Annotated in this window: 17 protein-coding genes; 1 reads left to right on the top strand and 16 read right to left on the bottom strand. The window is 32.5% G+C overall.

Going from position 1 to position 16,652, the window contains the following annotated elements:
- Nucleotides 1–24 precede the first annotated feature (24 nt).
- The 5 genes from leuB to L3X37_RS09970 form a co-directional block, all read right to left on the bottom strand.
- Nucleotides 25–1,083 carry a 3-isopropylmalate dehydrogenase gene (leuB, locus tag L3X37_RS09990; RefSeq protein ID WP_237240037.1) on the bottom strand — a complete coding sequence of 353 codons (1,059 nt, stop codon included), beginning with the start codon at nt 1,081–1,083 and terminating at the stop codon, nt 25–27.
- A gap of 23 nt (nt 1,084–1,106) precedes the next feature.
- Nucleotides 1,107–2,627 carry a hydroxymethylglutaryl-CoA lyase-like TIM-barrel protein gene (locus L3X37_RS09985; protein ID WP_237240036.1) on the bottom strand — a complete coding sequence of 507 codons (1,521 nt, stop codon included), beginning with the start codon at nt 2,625–2,627 and terminating at the stop codon, nt 1,107–1,109.
- On the bottom strand, nt 2,628–3,224 hold the full coding sequence (leuD, locus tag L3X37_RS09980; RefSeq protein ID WP_237240035.1) for a 3-isopropylmalate dehydratase small subunit: 597 nt from the start codon (nt 3,222–3,224) through the stop codon (nt 2,628–2,630). It abuts the gene before it with no gap.
- Between the two features lie 60 nt (nt 3,225–3,284).
- On the bottom strand, nt 3,285–4,679 hold the full coding sequence (leuC, locus tag L3X37_RS09975) for a 3-isopropylmalate dehydratase large subunit (protein WP_237240034.1): 1,395 nt from the start codon (nt 4,677–4,679) through the stop codon (nt 3,285–3,287).
- 430 nt (nt 4,680–5,109) lie between these two features.
- A complete protein-coding gene (locus L3X37_RS09970; protein ID WP_237240033.1) occupies nt 5,110–5,985 on the bottom strand; it encodes a DUF72 domain-containing protein in 876 nt (291 codons plus the stop codon).
- 122 nt (nt 5,986–6,107) lie between these two features.
- Here L3X37_RS09970 and L3X37_RS09965 point away from each other — a divergent pair, with 122 nt between their 5' ends.
- Nucleotides 6,108–6,524, top strand: a complete 417-nt coding sequence (locus tag L3X37_RS09965; RefSeq protein ID WP_237240032.1) for a glyoxalase — start codon at nt 6,108–6,110, stop codon at nt 6,522–6,524.
- Here L3X37_RS09965 and L3X37_RS09960 read toward each other — a convergent pair.
- The 11 genes from L3X37_RS09960 to L3X37_RS09910 all read right to left on the bottom strand — a co-directional run bounded on the left by L3X37_RS09960 (nt 6,521) and on the right by L3X37_RS09910 (nt 16,649).
- Nucleotides 6,521–7,201: a DUF2461 domain-containing protein gene (locus L3X37_RS09960; protein ID WP_237240031.1), complete on the bottom strand. Its 681-nt coding sequence runs from the start codon at nt 7,199–7,201 to the stop codon at nt 6,521–6,523. The two genes, L3X37_RS09965 and L3X37_RS09960, sit on opposite strands and share 4 nt — an antisense overlap.
- Before the next feature lie 75 nt (nt 7,202–7,276).
- Entirely contained in the window at nt 7,277–8,053 is a 777-nt protein-coding gene (locus L3X37_RS09955; RefSeq protein ID WP_237240030.1) for a tRNA pseudouridine synthase A, read from the bottom strand.
- A gap of 188 nt (nt 8,054–8,241) precedes the next feature.
- Complete coding sequence (gene hisIE, locus L3X37_RS09950) at nt 8,242–8,835, bottom strand: bifunctional phosphoribosyl-AMP cyclohydrolase/phosphoribosyl-ATP diphosphatase HisIE (protein WP_237240029.1); 594 nt, start codon at nt 8,833–8,835, stop codon at nt 8,242–8,244.
- Between the two features lie 3 nt (nt 8,836–8,838).
- Nucleotides 8,839–9,594 (bottom strand): imidazole glycerol phosphate synthase subunit HisF, encoded by a 756-nt coding sequence (gene hisF / locus L3X37_RS09945; protein ID WP_237240028.1) that lies wholly within the window; start codon nt 9,592–9,594, stop codon nt 8,839–8,841.
- Between the two features lie 2 nt (nt 9,595–9,596).
- Nucleotides 9,597–10,331 (bottom strand): 1-(5-phosphoribosyl)-5-[(5-phosphoribosylamino)methylideneamino]imidazole-4-carboxamide isomerase, encoded by a 735-nt coding sequence (hisA, locus tag L3X37_RS09940; protein ID WP_237240027.1) that lies wholly within the window; start codon nt 10,329–10,331, stop codon nt 9,597–9,599.
- 84 nt (nt 10,332–10,415) lie between these two features.
- Complete coding sequence (hisH, locus tag L3X37_RS09935) at nt 10,416–11,000, bottom strand: imidazole glycerol phosphate synthase subunit HisH (protein WP_237240026.1); 585 nt, start codon at nt 10,998–11,000, stop codon at nt 10,416–10,418.
- Nucleotides 11,001–11,068: 68 nt separating this feature from the next.
- Nucleotides 11,069–12,205 (bottom strand): bifunctional histidinol-phosphatase/imidazoleglycerol-phosphate dehydratase HisB, encoded by a 1,137-nt coding sequence (gene hisB, locus L3X37_RS09930; protein ID WP_237240025.1) that lies wholly within the window; start codon nt 12,203–12,205, stop codon nt 11,069–11,071.
- Nucleotides 12,206–12,294: 89 nt separating this feature from the next.
- Nucleotides 12,295–13,329, bottom strand: a complete 1,035-nt coding sequence (gene hisC / locus L3X37_RS09925; protein ID WP_237240024.1) for a histidinol-phosphate transaminase — start codon at nt 13,327–13,329, stop codon at nt 12,295–12,297.
- Nucleotides 13,326–14,612 carry a histidinol dehydrogenase gene (hisD, locus tag L3X37_RS09920; protein WP_237240023.1) on the bottom strand — a complete coding sequence of 429 codons (1,287 nt, stop codon included), beginning with the start codon at nt 14,610–14,612 and terminating at the stop codon, nt 13,326–13,328. The genes hisC and hisD overlap by 4 nt, the downstream gene beginning before the upstream one ends.
- Nucleotides 14,613–14,657: 45 nt before the next feature.
- Nucleotides 14,658–15,515, bottom strand: a complete 858-nt coding sequence (gene hisG / locus L3X37_RS09915) for an ATP phosphoribosyltransferase (RefSeq protein ID WP_237240022.1) — start codon at nt 15,513–15,515, stop codon at nt 14,658–14,660.
- Between the two features lie 318 nt (nt 15,516–15,833).
- Nucleotides 15,834–16,649 (bottom strand): prohibitin family protein, encoded by an 816-nt coding sequence (locus L3X37_RS09910; protein ID WP_237240021.1) that lies wholly within the window; start codon nt 16,647–16,649, stop codon nt 15,834–15,836.
- Nucleotides 16,650–16,652 lie beyond the last annotated feature (3 nt).

The raw sequence follows: 16,652 nt of genomic DNA, 5'->3' as shown, positions 1-16,652 counted from the left end.
AACACATACAAGGGATTGTTTTTTTTAAATATTTGCGGCTAACCAATCACCAACTTCTTTGGTTCCATAGGTTTTTCCACCATTTGCCAAATCTTCAGTAACAATACCTTCAGCTAGCGCTTTGTTTACAACGTTTCTAATAGCTTTACCTTCTTCTGGTAAGTTAAAAGCGGTTTCAAACATCATAGCAGCCGATAGAACCGTTGCCATTGGATTTGCTATATTTAATCCTGTAGCTTGCGGATAAGAACCATGTATAGGCTCAAACAAGGCAATGTCGGCTCCCATAGATGCCGATGGCATTAACCCCATAGATCCTGAAATCACAGAAGCCTCATCAGTTAAAATATCTCCAAATAAATTTTCAGTAATCAATACATCATATTCATTAGGCCATTGTACCAAGCGCATTGCAACAGCATCAACAAATTCATAACTTACTTCCACTTCAGGATAATCTTTTTCCATAGCTTGAACGGTTTCACGCCATAAACGCGAAGTTTCTAAAACATTAGCTTTATCTACACAGCAAAGTTTTTTAGAGCGAGTCATAGCTAATTCAAAGCCTTTTTTAGCTAAGCGCTGTATTTCTGCTCTTGTGTAAACACAATTATCATAAGCTGTTTCACCATCATCTCTCCTCCCCTTTTCTCCAAAGTAAATACCACCAGTTAGCTCTCTTAAAAATACTAAATCGGTACCCTCAATTCGCTCTTTTTTTAGTGGTGATTTATCTAATAGCGATGAAAAAGTAAATGTTGGTCGCACATTAGCAAACAACCCTAGCTTTTTTCTCATTTTTAATAAACCTTGTTCTGGTCGTACCGGAGCACTTGGATCATTATCATACTTAGGATGACCAATAGCACCAAACAAAACAGCGTCGGAAGTAGCACATACATCATGTGTTTCATCAGGATAAGGCTCACCAACAGCATCAATGGCAGCTGCTCCTGTCAAGGCTGGTTTCCAAGTAATTTCGTGTCCAAATTTTTTAGCTACTGCATCACTCACCTTTACGGCTTGATCTATCACCTCTGGTCCTATGCCGTCTCCGGCTAAAAGGGCTATGTTAAATTTCATAATTTATTATATATATTGTAATTCTAGTTAATAATAATGTTTAGCATCTTTTCAGTTGCCTTAATAGCTGATACGGTTTGATCAGAATCTAAACCACGTGTTTTAAATTCTTTTTCAGTGTTTTTCCATGTAATAATGGTTTCACATAAAGCATCAGACCGGCTTCCAGGAGGAATTCTAACAGCATAATCAATTAAATCTGGTAATACCGTTTTTTTTCTTTTAAAAACATTTCTAATCGCATTCATAAAAGCATCAAACTGTCCATCGCCTTGTGCGTGCTCTTCAAAAGTTTCATTTTCAATACTAATAGAAACCGTTGTTGATGGTTTTAATCCTTTTGAGTGCGTTAATACATAGGAATTTACAATGACCTTTTCTTCATAAGTTCTATCTAAAACATCAGAAATAATATAGGGCAAATCCTCTTTTGTTACGACTTGCTTTTTGTCACCTAATTCAATAATTCGTTGGGTAACTTTTTTTAAATCTTCATCATTAAGTTGAAGTCCTAATTCTTGTAAATTCTTTTGAATATTAGCTTTCCCAGAGGATTTTCCTAAAGCATATTTTCTGGTTCTTCCAAAACGTTCAGGTAATAAATCACTAAAATATAGGTTCTTTTTATTATCGCCATCGGCATGAATTCCAGCTGTTTGTGTAAATACATTAGCACCAATTACAGGTTTGTTAGCAGGAATCATTACTCCAGAAAAATTTTCCACTAGCTTACTAACGGTATACAAAACTTTTTCATTAACCCCAATTTCTATATCTGGCATAAAGTCATTTATAACTGCAATAGTACTAGCCATAGGGGCGTTTCCTGCACGTTCTCCCATACCATTAATAGTTAAATGTAAACCATCGGCACCTGATTTTAACGCTTCAATGGCATTAGCAACTCCTAAATCATAGTCGTTATGCGCATGAAAATCGAAATGTAAATTAGGATATTTATCTTTTATTTCTTTTACAAATTCATAGGATTCTTTTGGTGTTAAAACACCTAAGGTGTCTGGCAGCATAATGCGTTTTAAAGGCTGGGTAGATAAAAACTCTAAAAACTCAAATACATATGTCTTGGAGTTTCTCATACCATTACTCCAATCTTCTAAATAAACATTAGTTTCAATATCTTTTTCAGAAGCTAATTTTAAAGATTTTTCAATCTCGCTAAAGTGTTGTTTTGAAGTTTTTTTAAGTTGATGGGTTAAATGGTTTAAAGAGCCCTTAGTTAGAAGGTTTTGAACTTTAGCTCCTGCTTCAATCATCCAATCAATTGATACGCCATTATCAACAAAAGTGAGCACTTCAACCTTGTCTAAATATCCATGTTTAATTGCCCAATGGGTAATATCTTTTACTGCTTGTAGCTCGCCTTCAGATACTCGTGCTGATGCTATCTCAATACGATCAACTTTTAATTCTTCTAAGAGCAGCTTAGCAATGGTTAATTTTTCTGAAGCAGAAAACGACACACTCGATGTTTGTTCACCATCGCGCAATGTCGTATCCATTATTTCAATTCGCCTTGTTGCCATTTATAGAATCAAATCGTTAGCAAATGATTCTATGTCACTTTTCATATTTTGAAGGTAATCAATATCATCAAAACCATTAAGCATGTTTTCTTTCTTATAACTATTTATATCAAAAGACTCTTGAGCACCAGTAGATAAAATGGTTATGGTCTGGTTTTCAAGGTTTACTTCTATTTCTGTATTTGGATCTTTATAGATTTCCTCAAAAATCTGTTCTGAAAATTGTGGACTAACTTGCACTGGTAATACACCAACATTTAAACAATTGTTTCTAAAGATATCTGCAAAGAAACTCGACACTACACAACGAAATCCATAATCGTAAACCGCCCAAGCCGCATGTTCTCTTGAAGAGCCTGAACCAAAATTTTTACCACCAACTAAAATTTTTCCACTGTAAATAGGATTGTTTAATACAAAGCTTTCTTTTGGTGTATTATCGCCGTTATATCTCCAATCACGAAATAAATTATCACCAAAGCCTTTACGCTCAGTAGCTTTTAAAAAGCGTGCTGGTATTATTTGATCGGTATCTACATTCTCTAATGGTAATGGAACCGCTGTACTTGTTAGTATATTAAATTTATCGTAAGCCATTTTTATTTGCTTTTGGCCTTTTGCTTTTGGCTATTGGCACAATTTATTATTAAGTTTTTTTTAAAGTAATTCTCTTGGGTCTGTTATAACACCTGTTACAGCTGCTGCTGCTGCAACCAATGGGCTAGCTAGCATTGTTCTAGAGCCTGGACCTTGGCGGCCTTCAAAATTTCTGTTTGAAGTACTCACTGCATATTTACCTGCTGGAATTTTATCATCATTCATAGCTAAACATGCCGAACACCCAGGTTGACGTAATGTAAAACCAGCTTTGGTTATAATGTCTAAAATACCTTCTTCTTTAATTTTATCTTCAACCTCATGAGATCCTGGAACTAACCACGCTGTAATATTATTTGCTTTTTTTCTACCTTTAACAATGGATGCAAAAGCTCTAAAATCTTCTATTCTACCATTAGTACAGCTTCCTAAAAACACATAGTCTACTTTTTTTCCAATCATCGTATCATTTTCATCATAACCCATATAGTCTAAAGACTTTTTATAGGTTGCTACGCCTCCTTCAACAGCTTCAGCATTTGGAATGTTTTTAGAAATACCCATACCCATTCCCGGATTTGTGCCGTAGGTAATCATTGGTTCAATATCACTAGCATTGAATGTTAATTCTTTATCAAACGTTGCATTAGTATCCGTTTTTAAAGTTCTCCAATGTTCAACAGCTTTATCCCAAGCTTTTCCTTTTAATGATAAAGGCTTATCTTTTAAGTATTCAAAAGTTGTTTCATCTGGAGCAATCATACCACCACGGGCACCCATTTCAATAGATAAATTACAAACCGTCATTCTGCCTTCCATAGTCATATTCTCAAACACATCACCAGCATACTCTACAAAATAGCCCGTAGCACCAGAGGTTGTTAATTGCGAAATAATATATAAAGCCACATCTTTTGGTGTAACCCCTTTCCCTAATTGCCCATTAACATTAATGCGCATTTTTTTAGGCTTTGGCTGCATGATACATTGTGTTGAGAGTACCATTTCAACTTCTGAAGTGCCAATTCCAAAAGCAATAGCACCAAAAGCGCCGTGAGTTGATGTGTGCGAATCACCGCAAACTATAGTGGCTCCTGGAAATGTAATACCGTTTTCTGGTCCAACTACATGTACAATTCCATTTTTTTTATGTCCCAACCCCCAGTGGCTAATGCCGTATTCATTTGAATTATCTTCTAAAGCTTTAAGCTGATTAGCAGATAGCGGGTCTTCAACTGGCAAGTGTTGATTTATAGTTGGCGTATTATGGTCTGCAGTAGCAAAAGTACGCTCAGGATATAATACACTTAGACCTCTGTTTTTTAATCCTAAAAAGGCAACTGGACTTGTTACTTCGTGTATAAAATGGCGATCTATAAAAAATACATCTGGTCCACCCTCTATTTGTCGCACAACGTGCGAATCCCATACTTTATCAAACAATGTTTTACTCATAAAATAACTTGTAATTAGTAAGGTTACAAATTTAAAAAATACTGCTTGTTTTCTAGCTAAATGTAATGATGTATGATACGATGCTCAACATTTTTACATAATTGTTAATGATAGTAGAGGAAACAACAATTACTTCAATAAAACAAAGCGTTTCTTGAAAATATTTTAATGGTGTTTTTTTACGAAAGTCAAGAAAAATAATTTATTTGATGATAATGCTTCTTTCTTTAATTGTTGAAGTATCTTTAGGCTTGTTTGATTGTAAATCTTCATCAAAAAAGCGATTAAGATTATCTCCTGCTAAATCTTCTAGTCTTTATTGTATTTTTAGATTGTATTTACCTCTATTAAGCCAATTCGCATGTCTTAGCTTAAATATTTTCTAGTTATTGCCTAGCATTCTTAACCGCCAAGAATCGTTAAATTTCAATTATGGCGTGTTTTTATTTGGAATGATTAAATTAGTGCCTAACTCATCATTCAGCTTTCTAATAAAATAAGCCGATAATAAAGGAGATTCTTTTTCAATATTTTGATGAATAAAAAAATTCACCTCTTTTACACCTTGACTTTTCCATAATTTTAAGCGTTCAACCCAATCATCTAAGCGGAAATAATCGGATTTATGATTTGCACCAACGTAACGCACAAAAGCTGTAGCATTAGTTAGTCTCATATGCAGCAAATCTCGTCTACCTGCTGTATCTACAATAACATTAGATATGTTATTTGTTTCTAAAAGTTGATATAAATCTTCTGCAATAACTTTATCGTTATACCAATTGGTGTGTCTAAACTCAATAGCTAACGAAATTTCTTTTGGCCAATTTTCAACAAAATTAACTACTCTATCGAAGTCTTTTGGAGTGAAATTTGAGTGCATTTGCAAAAATATTGTGCCTAGTTTTTCTTTTAAATTTGAAGCATTGTATAAATAATTCTCAACAACATCATTAACATCTAATAACCGTTTCCAATGGCTAATTTCTTGATTTAATTTGGGAAAAAACCTAAACCCCTTTGGTGTTTTTATATACCAAGCAGCAAATTGTTCAGCAGGAAAAATACGGTAAAATGTAGCATTTAACTCTATAGAATTAAACTGTGATGAGTAATAAACTAACTCGTCTTTTGTGCCTTTGGGATAAAAGCCTTTTAAGTCTGTCCTATTCCATTTTGCACACCCAACGTAAACTTCAGGGAAATTATCATCTTTTGCACCGTTTAAAACAGACTTAGTGCCTGGATTATCTTTGGATAAAATAAAATCTATATGTTCTAGGTTATCAACGCTTCCGAACTTCATTTAATAGTAATCTATTTTTAATAAATATAAATATTTAATGTTAATAACCTAGTTAATAATTATAGAGCAAGCATAAATTTATAAGCTTTAATAATTGATACATTTAATAAAAATCCTAAACCATGAGCTCAAGAACTGTTAATTTAAAAAATACGCGACCAGAAATTTCTTCAATTACAATTAATGATTGCATGAGTGCTGATGAGCACTTTCAGAACTCTGTTTTACGACCTGTTATAAAGTTGCAAAGTGAACTGCTTATTGAAGTATTTAAAAATTATGTGGTTAAGCATAAATCTGTTTTTTATGATTTATCGCTACAAAAGCGTATGGATTATATTGAGAATGCTGTGCAAAAAGACATGAAATTTCGTAACTCAATAAAAGGAATGATTATCGGTCTTTTTACAGTTGATGAATATTTAATTTATATTAAAAATTCTTCGGCTTTAAATAAACGCATGATGAATATTGTAAAAGAGCGCCTGCTAAGCAATATTCAATTATTTGAAAAACCTGATTTGTTGGCTGCCGTTTAATCAACCAAAGAAACCCCATTCAAATCTGTAGTTAATACGTCACTCATATAATCAAAATATGGACGAATAGCTTTAAACGAAGCATTTACATCATTTATAAAATTAGGTAATAAAAGGTCTTTATCGGTATACTTCTTAACAAAAATATATTGTTTTTTCTTTATTAAATCGATTGCTTTATGCTCTTTACTAAAACCTTTAGGTGAGGTTTTTACTTCGTCTCCAACAAAGTTACCCCAAATATTTTTAATTTTTTTATTGTTAATAATTTTACGGATTTCAGTATCATCCATTTCAAACTCTTTTCTAATTCGCAATAAATCTTCTTTTGCTGGTTCCCAAAATCCAGTTGCAATAAAACTTTCGTTATTAGGCTGTATGTGTAGATAGTAACCACCTCGTAGTTTAGGTTTTGTTCTGTGAAATGCTCCTCCAAAATGTGTTTTATAAGGTGTTTTGCTTTTTGAAAAACGGACATCGCGATAAATTCTAAACATTTTTAATTTATCTATATCATCGTGAGTATTTAACGTTTCTAGAATAGAATTATAAACTTTTTTAATATCTGCCTCTATAGTTTTAAATTCAGGTTTATTTTCGTTAAACCAATCACGATTGTTATTCTTTTCTAGTTTCTTAAAAAAAGTTAATGCAGATTTTAACACTAATGTACTCATAAAATTTTCACTTTAAATTGATTAGTTATAATATAGTAAGTCGAATATGAACCGTTAAATTACAAAACTTTATTATTATTCAAATTCTATGTTGTTTAGAATTAAACCCGAAGCAGGCGCTATATAATCCATTTTTTTTGCAGTGTCTTCTTTTAAACTTAATTTAATATCGTTTAAAGATAATTTTCCTTTTCCCAAATCAATTAAAGTCCCCATCATTAATCTTATTTGATTTCGCATAAATCCCTTGCCTTTTACTCTTAGTAAGTAAGATGTTTTTGGAAAAAAACTGGCTGTATAAATTGTGTTTCCAATCAGTTCGCAGAGTAAAATATCCCTGTTGTAAATGCCGTTATTTGTTGGTTTAAAGCAATAGGATTTAAAATAGTGTTTACCTTCAAAAAGTTTTGCGCCTTGTTTCATCAAATCAATATCTAAATCGTCATGAATAGTAGTCATAATAGGTGCGCAAAACGGATGGCATTTTTGTCCGAATGCAAATAAATATAAATATTCTTTAACTTTCGGATTGTTTATAATATTGAATTTAGCATCAACTTCTTTAATATTTAATGCGCGAATATCTTGTGGTAAATTGTAATTAAATAGTTTTAAAAAGGCGTTTAAATCTTCAATAGGTTCAAATAAAAATAACTCAAATGCTGCAGATTCTGCAGAAACCATAGCATCTGTTCTTCCTGAACTTAAACTTTTAAATCGCTTGCCTTCTAAAATAAAATTTAAGGTTCTATCTACCATTAAATGCAGCGTTTTTACATCAGGTTGTTTTTGCCAACCATGAAAACGATAGCCTAAATACTGAATAGAAATGAGATAATAATATTTCTTCATTTTAATCTTTAAAGAGATGAAAAACATATCAATTTACAAATTGTACCAAAAATTTATAAATTGTATCTAGCTTGGTTTACAGCTCCTTTTGCTACTATACAAGAAAACCTAAAACTAATGGTTGGCTATTTTAGATAAACAAACACATTTAATAATTAAAAAGGCATCAGAGGTTTTATTGCTTTTTACTATTTATGCCTACCCTTTAGTTCTTCTTCAATATCTTTCAATAAAAAACCTTTAGCTTGTAACAGCATTAGATAGTGAAATAATAAATCTGCCGATTCATAAAGAAACAGTTCATTATTATCATCCATTGCTTCTATAACGGTTTCAACAGCCTCTTCTCCTACTTTTTGGGCTACTTTATTAATGCCTTTTGAAAACAAACTAGCAACATAAGATTTTGCTGTGTCTTTATTAGCAACACGTTCTGCGATTATATCTTCTAAAGTTGAAAAGAACCCATAAGAGGATTTGTTTTCTTGTTTCCAGCAGGTGTCACTCCCAGTATGGCAAGTTGGTCCTACTGGATTTACAGCAATTAATAACGAATCATTATCACAATCATTTTTAATATCTACTAGGTTCAAAAAATTGCCACTTTCTTCTCCTTTAGTCCATAACCGTTTCTTACTTCTACTAAAAAATGTAACCTTTTTTGTTTCTATTGTTTTTTTATAAGCTTTATCATTCATATAACCTAACATCAAAACACTTTTGGTTGTTGCATCTTGAATGATGGCAGGAACTAAGCCTTTATCGTCGTATTTTATTTTCATCTTTTAAAGTCTTACTTCAATATTATGTTCTTTCAATTCTTTTTTTAGTTTAGGAATTGGAATTTCACCAAAATGAAATACACTAGCTGCCAAAGCAGCATCTGATTTTCCTTTTTTGAATGTATCTACAAAATGCTGAACATTTCCTGCACCTCCTGAGGCTATTATAGGAATATTTAACTCCTCTGAAAGTTTAGCCAACGCTTCATTAGCAAAACCATTCTTAGTACCATCATGATTCATTGATGTGAACAAGATTTCACCTGCTCCACGCTCTTCAACTTCTTTTGCCCATTTAAACAAATCTATTTCGGTTGGAATACTTCCACCAGCTAAATGCACTTTCCATTGCCCATCAACTTGTTTTGCATCAATAGCTACTACAATACACTGACTGCCAAATTTATCTGCCAATTCATTTATTAATTCAGGTCTTTTAACAGCAGACGAGTTAATTGACACCTTGTCTGCTCCATTTTTTAATAAAGCATCTACATGTGCAATAGAAGAAATACCACCACCAACGGTAAATGGAATATTGACTTGTTCTGCTACATGAAGAACCATTTCTAATGTTGTAGCCCGTGCTTCTAAAGTAGCTGTTATATCTAAAAACACCAATTCGTCAGCACCTTGATCTGCATATTGTTTTGCCAGTGCTACCGGGTCTCCGGCGTCACGCAAATCAACAAAGTTTACACCTTTTACGGTGCGACCATTTTTTATATCTAAACAAGGTATAATTCGCTTAGTTAACATATTTATACAAACTTCTCTAATTCCTTTAAACTAATTCTATTCTCGTAAATTGCTTTTCCTATAATAACACCTTCACATCCAATTTCTTTAAGTATTGGTAATTCTTCGATTGATGATATCCCTCCTGATGCTATAAGTTTTATAGATTGCCCGCTGCTACTATTCGAGCATTCTGTAATGATTTTTTTATAGAGCTCTATTGAAGGGCCTTCAAGCATTCCATCTTTTGATATGTCTGTGCAAATAACATATTGAATACTCTTTTTTTGGTATGATTTTATAAATGGAATAACATCCTCTTTACTTTGCTCCATCCATCCACTAATAGAAACTTTTCCATTATCACTGTCTGCTCCTAAAATAATTTTAGTAGCTCCATATTTAGAAATCCAGCTTTCAAAAATTTCAGGATTTTTTACTGCAATGCTACCTCCTGTAATTTGTCTAGCACCAGAATTAAAAGCAATATGCAAATCCTCATTGGTTTTTAAACCACCTCCAAAATCAATTTTAAGTTTTGTTTTAGATGCAATCTGTTCCAAAACTTTATAGTTTACAATATGCTTAGCTTTGGCTCCATCTAAATCAACTAAGTGCAGATATTCGATTCCGGAACCTTCAAAAGTTTTAGCAATCTCAACTGGACTTTCACTGTACACTTTTTTTGTTCCGTAATCACCTTTAGTTAAACGAACACATTTTCCGTCAATAATATCTATGGCTGGTATGATTCTCATGTTATTAATTTCGTTAAACTGAATTTGTTTCAGTTTCTCATTGTTTAATTAAATGGTTTATGTGATTCTGAAATAAATTCAGAATCACACAATACTTAAAAAATTCTTTAAAATTTGTTCTCCTGCTAAACTACTCTTTTCTGGGTGAAATTGTGTGCCATAAAAATTTTTATGTTGTAAAGCTGACGCATAATTTATCTCATAATCAGTAGCTGCAATAGTTTCGTTGCAATGTTCTGCATAATAACTATGCACTAAATACATATATTCGTTTTCATTTATATCTTTAAATAAATTAGATTTTAATTCCTTTATTACATTCCAACCCATTTGAGGCACTTTTACATTATTTGAAAACCGTTTTACCTTGGTTTGAAAAATACCTAACCCTTTAGTATCTCCTTCTTCAGTATGTAAACACATGAGTTGCATCCCTAAGCAAATACCCAATACGGGTTGTTTGAGATTTGGAATTAACTCGTCTAATCCGCTCTCTTTTAGCATTTTCATAGCAGAACTTGCTTCGCCTACTCCTGGAAAAATTACTTTATCTGCAGCTTTGATTTCTTCTGGATTATTTGACAAAATAGTATTATAGCCTAATCGCTTAAAAGCAAACTGAATACTTTTTATATTTCCTGCGCCGTAATTTATTATTACTAATTTCATTTTCTAGCTCTTGGCTTTTGGCAGCTGGATTTTAGCAAATAACTAATACCCAAATGCTTAAAGCTGTTTTACAACATTCCTTTTGTGCTCGGTAAAAACATTTTGTTTGCATCACGCTTTACTGCCATTTTCATGGCTTTTGCAAAGGCTTTAAAAATACTTTCTATTTTATGATGCTCATTAGTGCCTTCTGCTTTTATATTTAAATTACATTTTGCACCATCGGTAAACGATTTAAACAGGTGGAAGAACATTTCAGTAGGCATATCTCCTATCTTTTCTCTATTAAATTCAGCATTCCATTCTAACCAGTTTCTACCACCAAAATCAACAGCAACCTGTGCTAAACAATCGTCCATTGGTAAACAAAAACCGTAACGTTCAATGCCTAATTTATCACCTAAAGCTTTATAAAATAATTCACCCAAAGCAATCATAGTGTCTTCTATAGTATGATGTTCGTCGACATTTAAATCTCCATCTACTTTAATTGATAAATCCATTGCACCATGACGTCCTATTTGGTCTAACATGTGATCGAAAAACGACAAGCCTGTATTGATATTATTTTTTCCAGAACCATCTAAGTTTAGTTTTATGTAAATCTTTGTTTCATTGGTATTGCGAGTAATTTCAAAAACCCTATCCTTCAATTTTAAAAATTTATAAATTTTTGCCCAATCTGTACTTGTTAAAGCAATGCAATTCAAAACTTCTTGTTTAGAACTTTTAATTTCATCAGCTCCTAATTCTGGATTTTCAGACAAGAAAATCCCCTTAGCTCCTAGGTTTTTAGCCAATTCCATATCAGTAATTCTATCGCCTAAAACAAAGGAATTTTCTAAATCATAATCTTTAGAAAAATACTGAGTTAACAATCCTGTTCTTGGTTTACGTGTATTTGCATTTTCATGAGGAAAGGTTCTATCAATATGAATTGTAGAAAACACTACGCCTTCTTTTGCAAAAGCATCAATAATCTTGTTTTGAGCTGGCCAAAAGGTGTTTTCTGGAAAACTATCAGTACCTAAACCATCTTGATTGGTTACCATGACTAACTCGTAATCCAACTCACTGGCTATTTTAGCCATATATTGAAATACTTTTGGATAAAACTCTAGTTTCTCTAAACTATCTAATTGATAGTCTACAGGCGGCTCTAAGACTAGTGTTCCGTCTCTGTCTATAAACAATACTTTTTTCATGTGTTTATATTTATTTTATTTAACGGTCACATGTAACATCCTAAATAATTATTTATTTATGTGATTAAATATTAATCATGGATGTTTCATTATATAGATTTTAAAGTATCTATTAATATTTTATTTTCCTCAGGAGTCCCAATTGTAAATCGCAAACAATTTTCACATCCTGGTTGATTAGTTCTGTTTCTAATTACAATGCCTTTTTTAATTAACTGATTGTAACGTTTGGTGGCATCATCAACCTTGGCCAATACAAAATTAGCATCAGATGGATATATATTTGAAACAAAACTAATTTCTGATAATTTATGTATTAACGCATCTCGCTCGCTTAAAATTGCTTGTACCTGCTTTTGTGTTAACTCGTTTTGCTCTAGCTGAACAATAGCTTTTTGCTGCGTTAATTCATTAACATTATATGGCGGTTTAATACGATTTAATACTGAAATAATTTCTTCTGAAGCAAAACAAATACCCAATCGAATTCCCGCCATTCCATAGGCTTTTGATAGAGTTTGCGTAACAATTAAATTAGAAAAATCGCCCAAACGACTTGCCCAACTTATTTTGTTAGAAAAATCTATATAAGCTTCATCAATAACAACAATACCATTAAACTCCTTAACTAGTCTTTCAATAGATTTAGATTCAAAACTATTTCCTGTCGGATTATTAGGTGAGCATATAAACAACAACTTAGAATTTGAATTGGCAATATCAAGAATTGTCTCAACTTTTGGTTGAAAGTTTTCATCTAACTGAACACTTTTTACCTCAATAGCATTGATATTGGCTAACACATTATACATACCGTAAGTTGGTGGTAAAGTGATGATGTTATCTTGATTAGGCTCACAAAAAGCACGATAAATCAAGTCTAAAACTTCGTCACTACCATTTCCTAAAAGAATATTTTCTTGTGGAATCCCTTTTATTTCTGAAAGCAAATATTTTACAGTACGCTGTTGCGGATCTGGATAACGATTTACTCCATTTTCAAACGGATTCTCATTGGCATCTAAAAACACCATATCGTTACTACTACCTTGATATTCATCTCTCGCAGAAGAATATGGCTTAAGTGCTTTTACAGTTGGCCTTATTAAATCTTGAATGTTCATGGTTTTAAATCCTTTAGCCTTATACTTACAGCATTTTTATGTGCTTGCAAACCTTCAGCTTCTGCCATAAGCTCAATGGTTTCTCCAATATTCAAAATACCTTCTTTTGATATCTTTTGAAAAGTTATACTCTTCATAAAACTATCCAGATTAACTCCTGAATACGCTTTACTAAATCCGTTTGTTGGCAATGTATGATTCGTTCCAGAAGCATAATCTCCTGCACTTTCAGGCGTGTAATGACCTATAAAAACTGAGCCTGCATTATTAATATTATCAATATACAAATCTTCGTTTTTGCAACAAATAATATAATGTTCTGGCCCATATTCATCAATTAATTCTAAAGCTAAATCATCAGTTTCAACATAAATTAATTTTGAATTTGCTATAGCTTTTTCGGCAATTGCTCTGCGCGGAAGCACTCCCAATTGCTTAGTAACTTCTTTTGAAACTTTATCAATTAAACTTTTAGAAGTTGATACTAAAATCACTTGACTGTCTATTCCATGTTCGGCTTGACTCAACAAATCTGAAGCAACATACGATGCATTAGCCGTATCATCTGCAAACACTAACAATTCACTAGGACCAGCAGGCATATCAATTGCAACTCCATATTTAGTTGCTAGCTGTTTAGCAACGGTTACGAACTGATTTCCAGGTCCGAAAATTTTATACACTTTAGGAATACTTTCTGTTCCAAAAGTTAATCCAGCAATAGCCTGAATGCCACCAACTTTAATAATCTTAGTTACACCACAAAGTTGTGCTGCAAATAAAATTTCTGGTGCCAACTCACCTTTTGTATTTGGTGGCGAACATAACACAATTTCTTTGCAACCTGCAATTTGAGCTGGTACAGCCAACATTAATACCGTTGAAAATAGTGGCGCCGTACCTCCTGGAATATATAAACCTACTTTCTGTATTGGTCTTTTTTCTTGCCAACATTTTACACCTACAGCGGTTTCTATCTCAATTTTAGATGTTTTTTGAGCGATGTGGAATGTCTCAATATTTGCTTTTGCTTGTTTTATTGCATTTTGAAGTTTTTGAGGAACTTGCCTTATGGCGGCCTTAATTTCTTCTAACGCTACACTATTTGATTCTAATAGAATGCCATCAAACTTACTGGTGTACTTCTTAACCGCATTATGCCCATTTTTAGATACATCAATAAAAATTTCATTGACTACACCCTCAATATCATCAACCGTTTGTGTTGGACGCTTTAAAATAGACGTCCATTCACTTTTTTTCGGATTATTAATTATTTGCATGTTCTTTTTCTTTTAGTGAGATTCTTCGCTACACATTGAATGTCACTATAACACCATTTTTTCAATAGGACAAACTAAAATGCCCTGAGCTCCTTTGGATTTTAATTCGTCTATTACCTCCCAAAATTCATTCTTACTTATTACAGAATGCACAGAACTCCAACCTTCTTCGGCTAATGGTAAAACCGTTGGACTTTTCATTCCTGGTAATACACTAATAATATCTTGAATTTTATCATTTGGTGCATTAAGCAATACATACTTTGAATTTCTTCCTTTTAAAACCGATTGAATTCTAAATTGAATAGTTTCTAAGATGGCTTGACGCTCTTTATTTAATTTTGGAGACACTGCTAAAACCGCTTCAGATTTTAAAATAGTATCAACTTCTTTTAAATTATTCTTAAACAAAGTGCTTCCACTAGAAACAATATCACAAATAGCGTCTGCCAACCCAATATTTGGAGCAATTTCTACAGAACCGTTTATAATATGAAGATTTGCATTTACACCATTTTTATCCAAATATATTTGTACTGTATTTGGGTAAGATGTTGCTATGCGCTTTCCTTCTAAATCTTTAATACTAGTATAACCGTTTGCTTTTGGTACAGCAATACAAACACGACAAGAAGAGAAACCTAACTTTTCTACAATGTTAATACCTTCTCCCTTTTCAATTAAAACATTTTCACCTATAATAGCGGCGTCTACTACCCCATCTTTTAAATACTGAGGAATATCACCATTTCTCAAATAAAACACTTCTACAGGAAAACCCTTAGCCGATGCTTTTAATTGATCTTTCCCATTATCAATAGAAATACCAATGTCTTTTAATAATCTCATCGAGTCTTCGTTTAAACGACCCGATTTCTGTACTGCAATTCTTAATTTACTCATTTTTTTATTTTTCTGAGTTTGAAACTACCAAGCTGAACTAAAAAATTAAAAAACCCGCTTGACAAGTCTCAAACGGGTTTAAAATATATGTTGATTTTACTCAATACATTTTTACTTCGCTTGAGAGCAAATGCAAAAATGATGATGTATTTGAGTAATATTCATACTTATTCTTTGGTGCAAATATCTAAAATTTATACTTATAATTCCAAATTATTCAACCAATAATTATAACATTTGAGCAATTAACGTTTTTTGCACTAAAAAATTAATAAAATTTAAAATAAAGTTAAAAACACTAAATTATTTAAACACTAATTATTGGTTTCCTAAAATAATTGGTAATCCGCTATCACCAGAACCTATAACAATTACTTTGCTATTTGGCGATTCTGAAAGCTTAACTGTAGCCTCTATACCTTTATCTTGTAGAATTTTATCTGTTAATGAGGCACTCAAAATTCTATTTGATTCGGCTTTACCCTTAGCTTCAATAATTACTTTTTCAGCTTCTTTAGATGCTGTTACTAATCTAAACTCATATTCTAAAGATTCTTGTTCTTGACGCAATTTACGCTCAATAGCTTCTTTAATAGTATTTGGTAATGTAACATCACGGACTAAAACTTCATTTAATTGAACATACTGTTTATCCAATATTTTTTTTGTTTCAGCAAAAATTTCATCTTGTATAGCATCACGCTTACTAGAATACAGTTGCTCTGGTGTATACCGTCCTACTACACTACGTGCTGCACTTCGAATTGCTGGTTGTATAACACGCTGCAAATAGTTTTGACCAAGAGATTGATGTAAATTACCTAAATCACTATAAACAGGCTCGTACCAAGCAGAAGCATCGATTTGAATTTCTAATCCATTTGATGATAGTACCTTCATTTTTTCGAAAAGCTCTTGTTGACGAACTTCATAAATATAAACCTTGTTCCAAGGAGCTACAATATGAAATCCTTCTCCCATTGGTGGTTCGTCAACTACAACACCTTCTCCAAAAGTTTTAAAAAGCACTCCAGCCTCGCCTGAACCAATAGTTACTGCTGATTTTGATAATATTATAACTAATACAATTGCAACAATGATAAAGGGTAATGCTATTTTTGGTAATTTTTCCATTTT

The organism is Wocania arenilitoris (assembly GCF_021728535.1).
Lineage (GTDB): Bacteria > Bacteroidota > Bacteroidia > Flavobacteriales > Flavobacteriaceae > Wocania_A > Wocania_A arenilitoris.
Note: the sequence above shows the minus strand (reverse complement) of the source record. Positions and strands in the feature narration are given on the sequence as shown.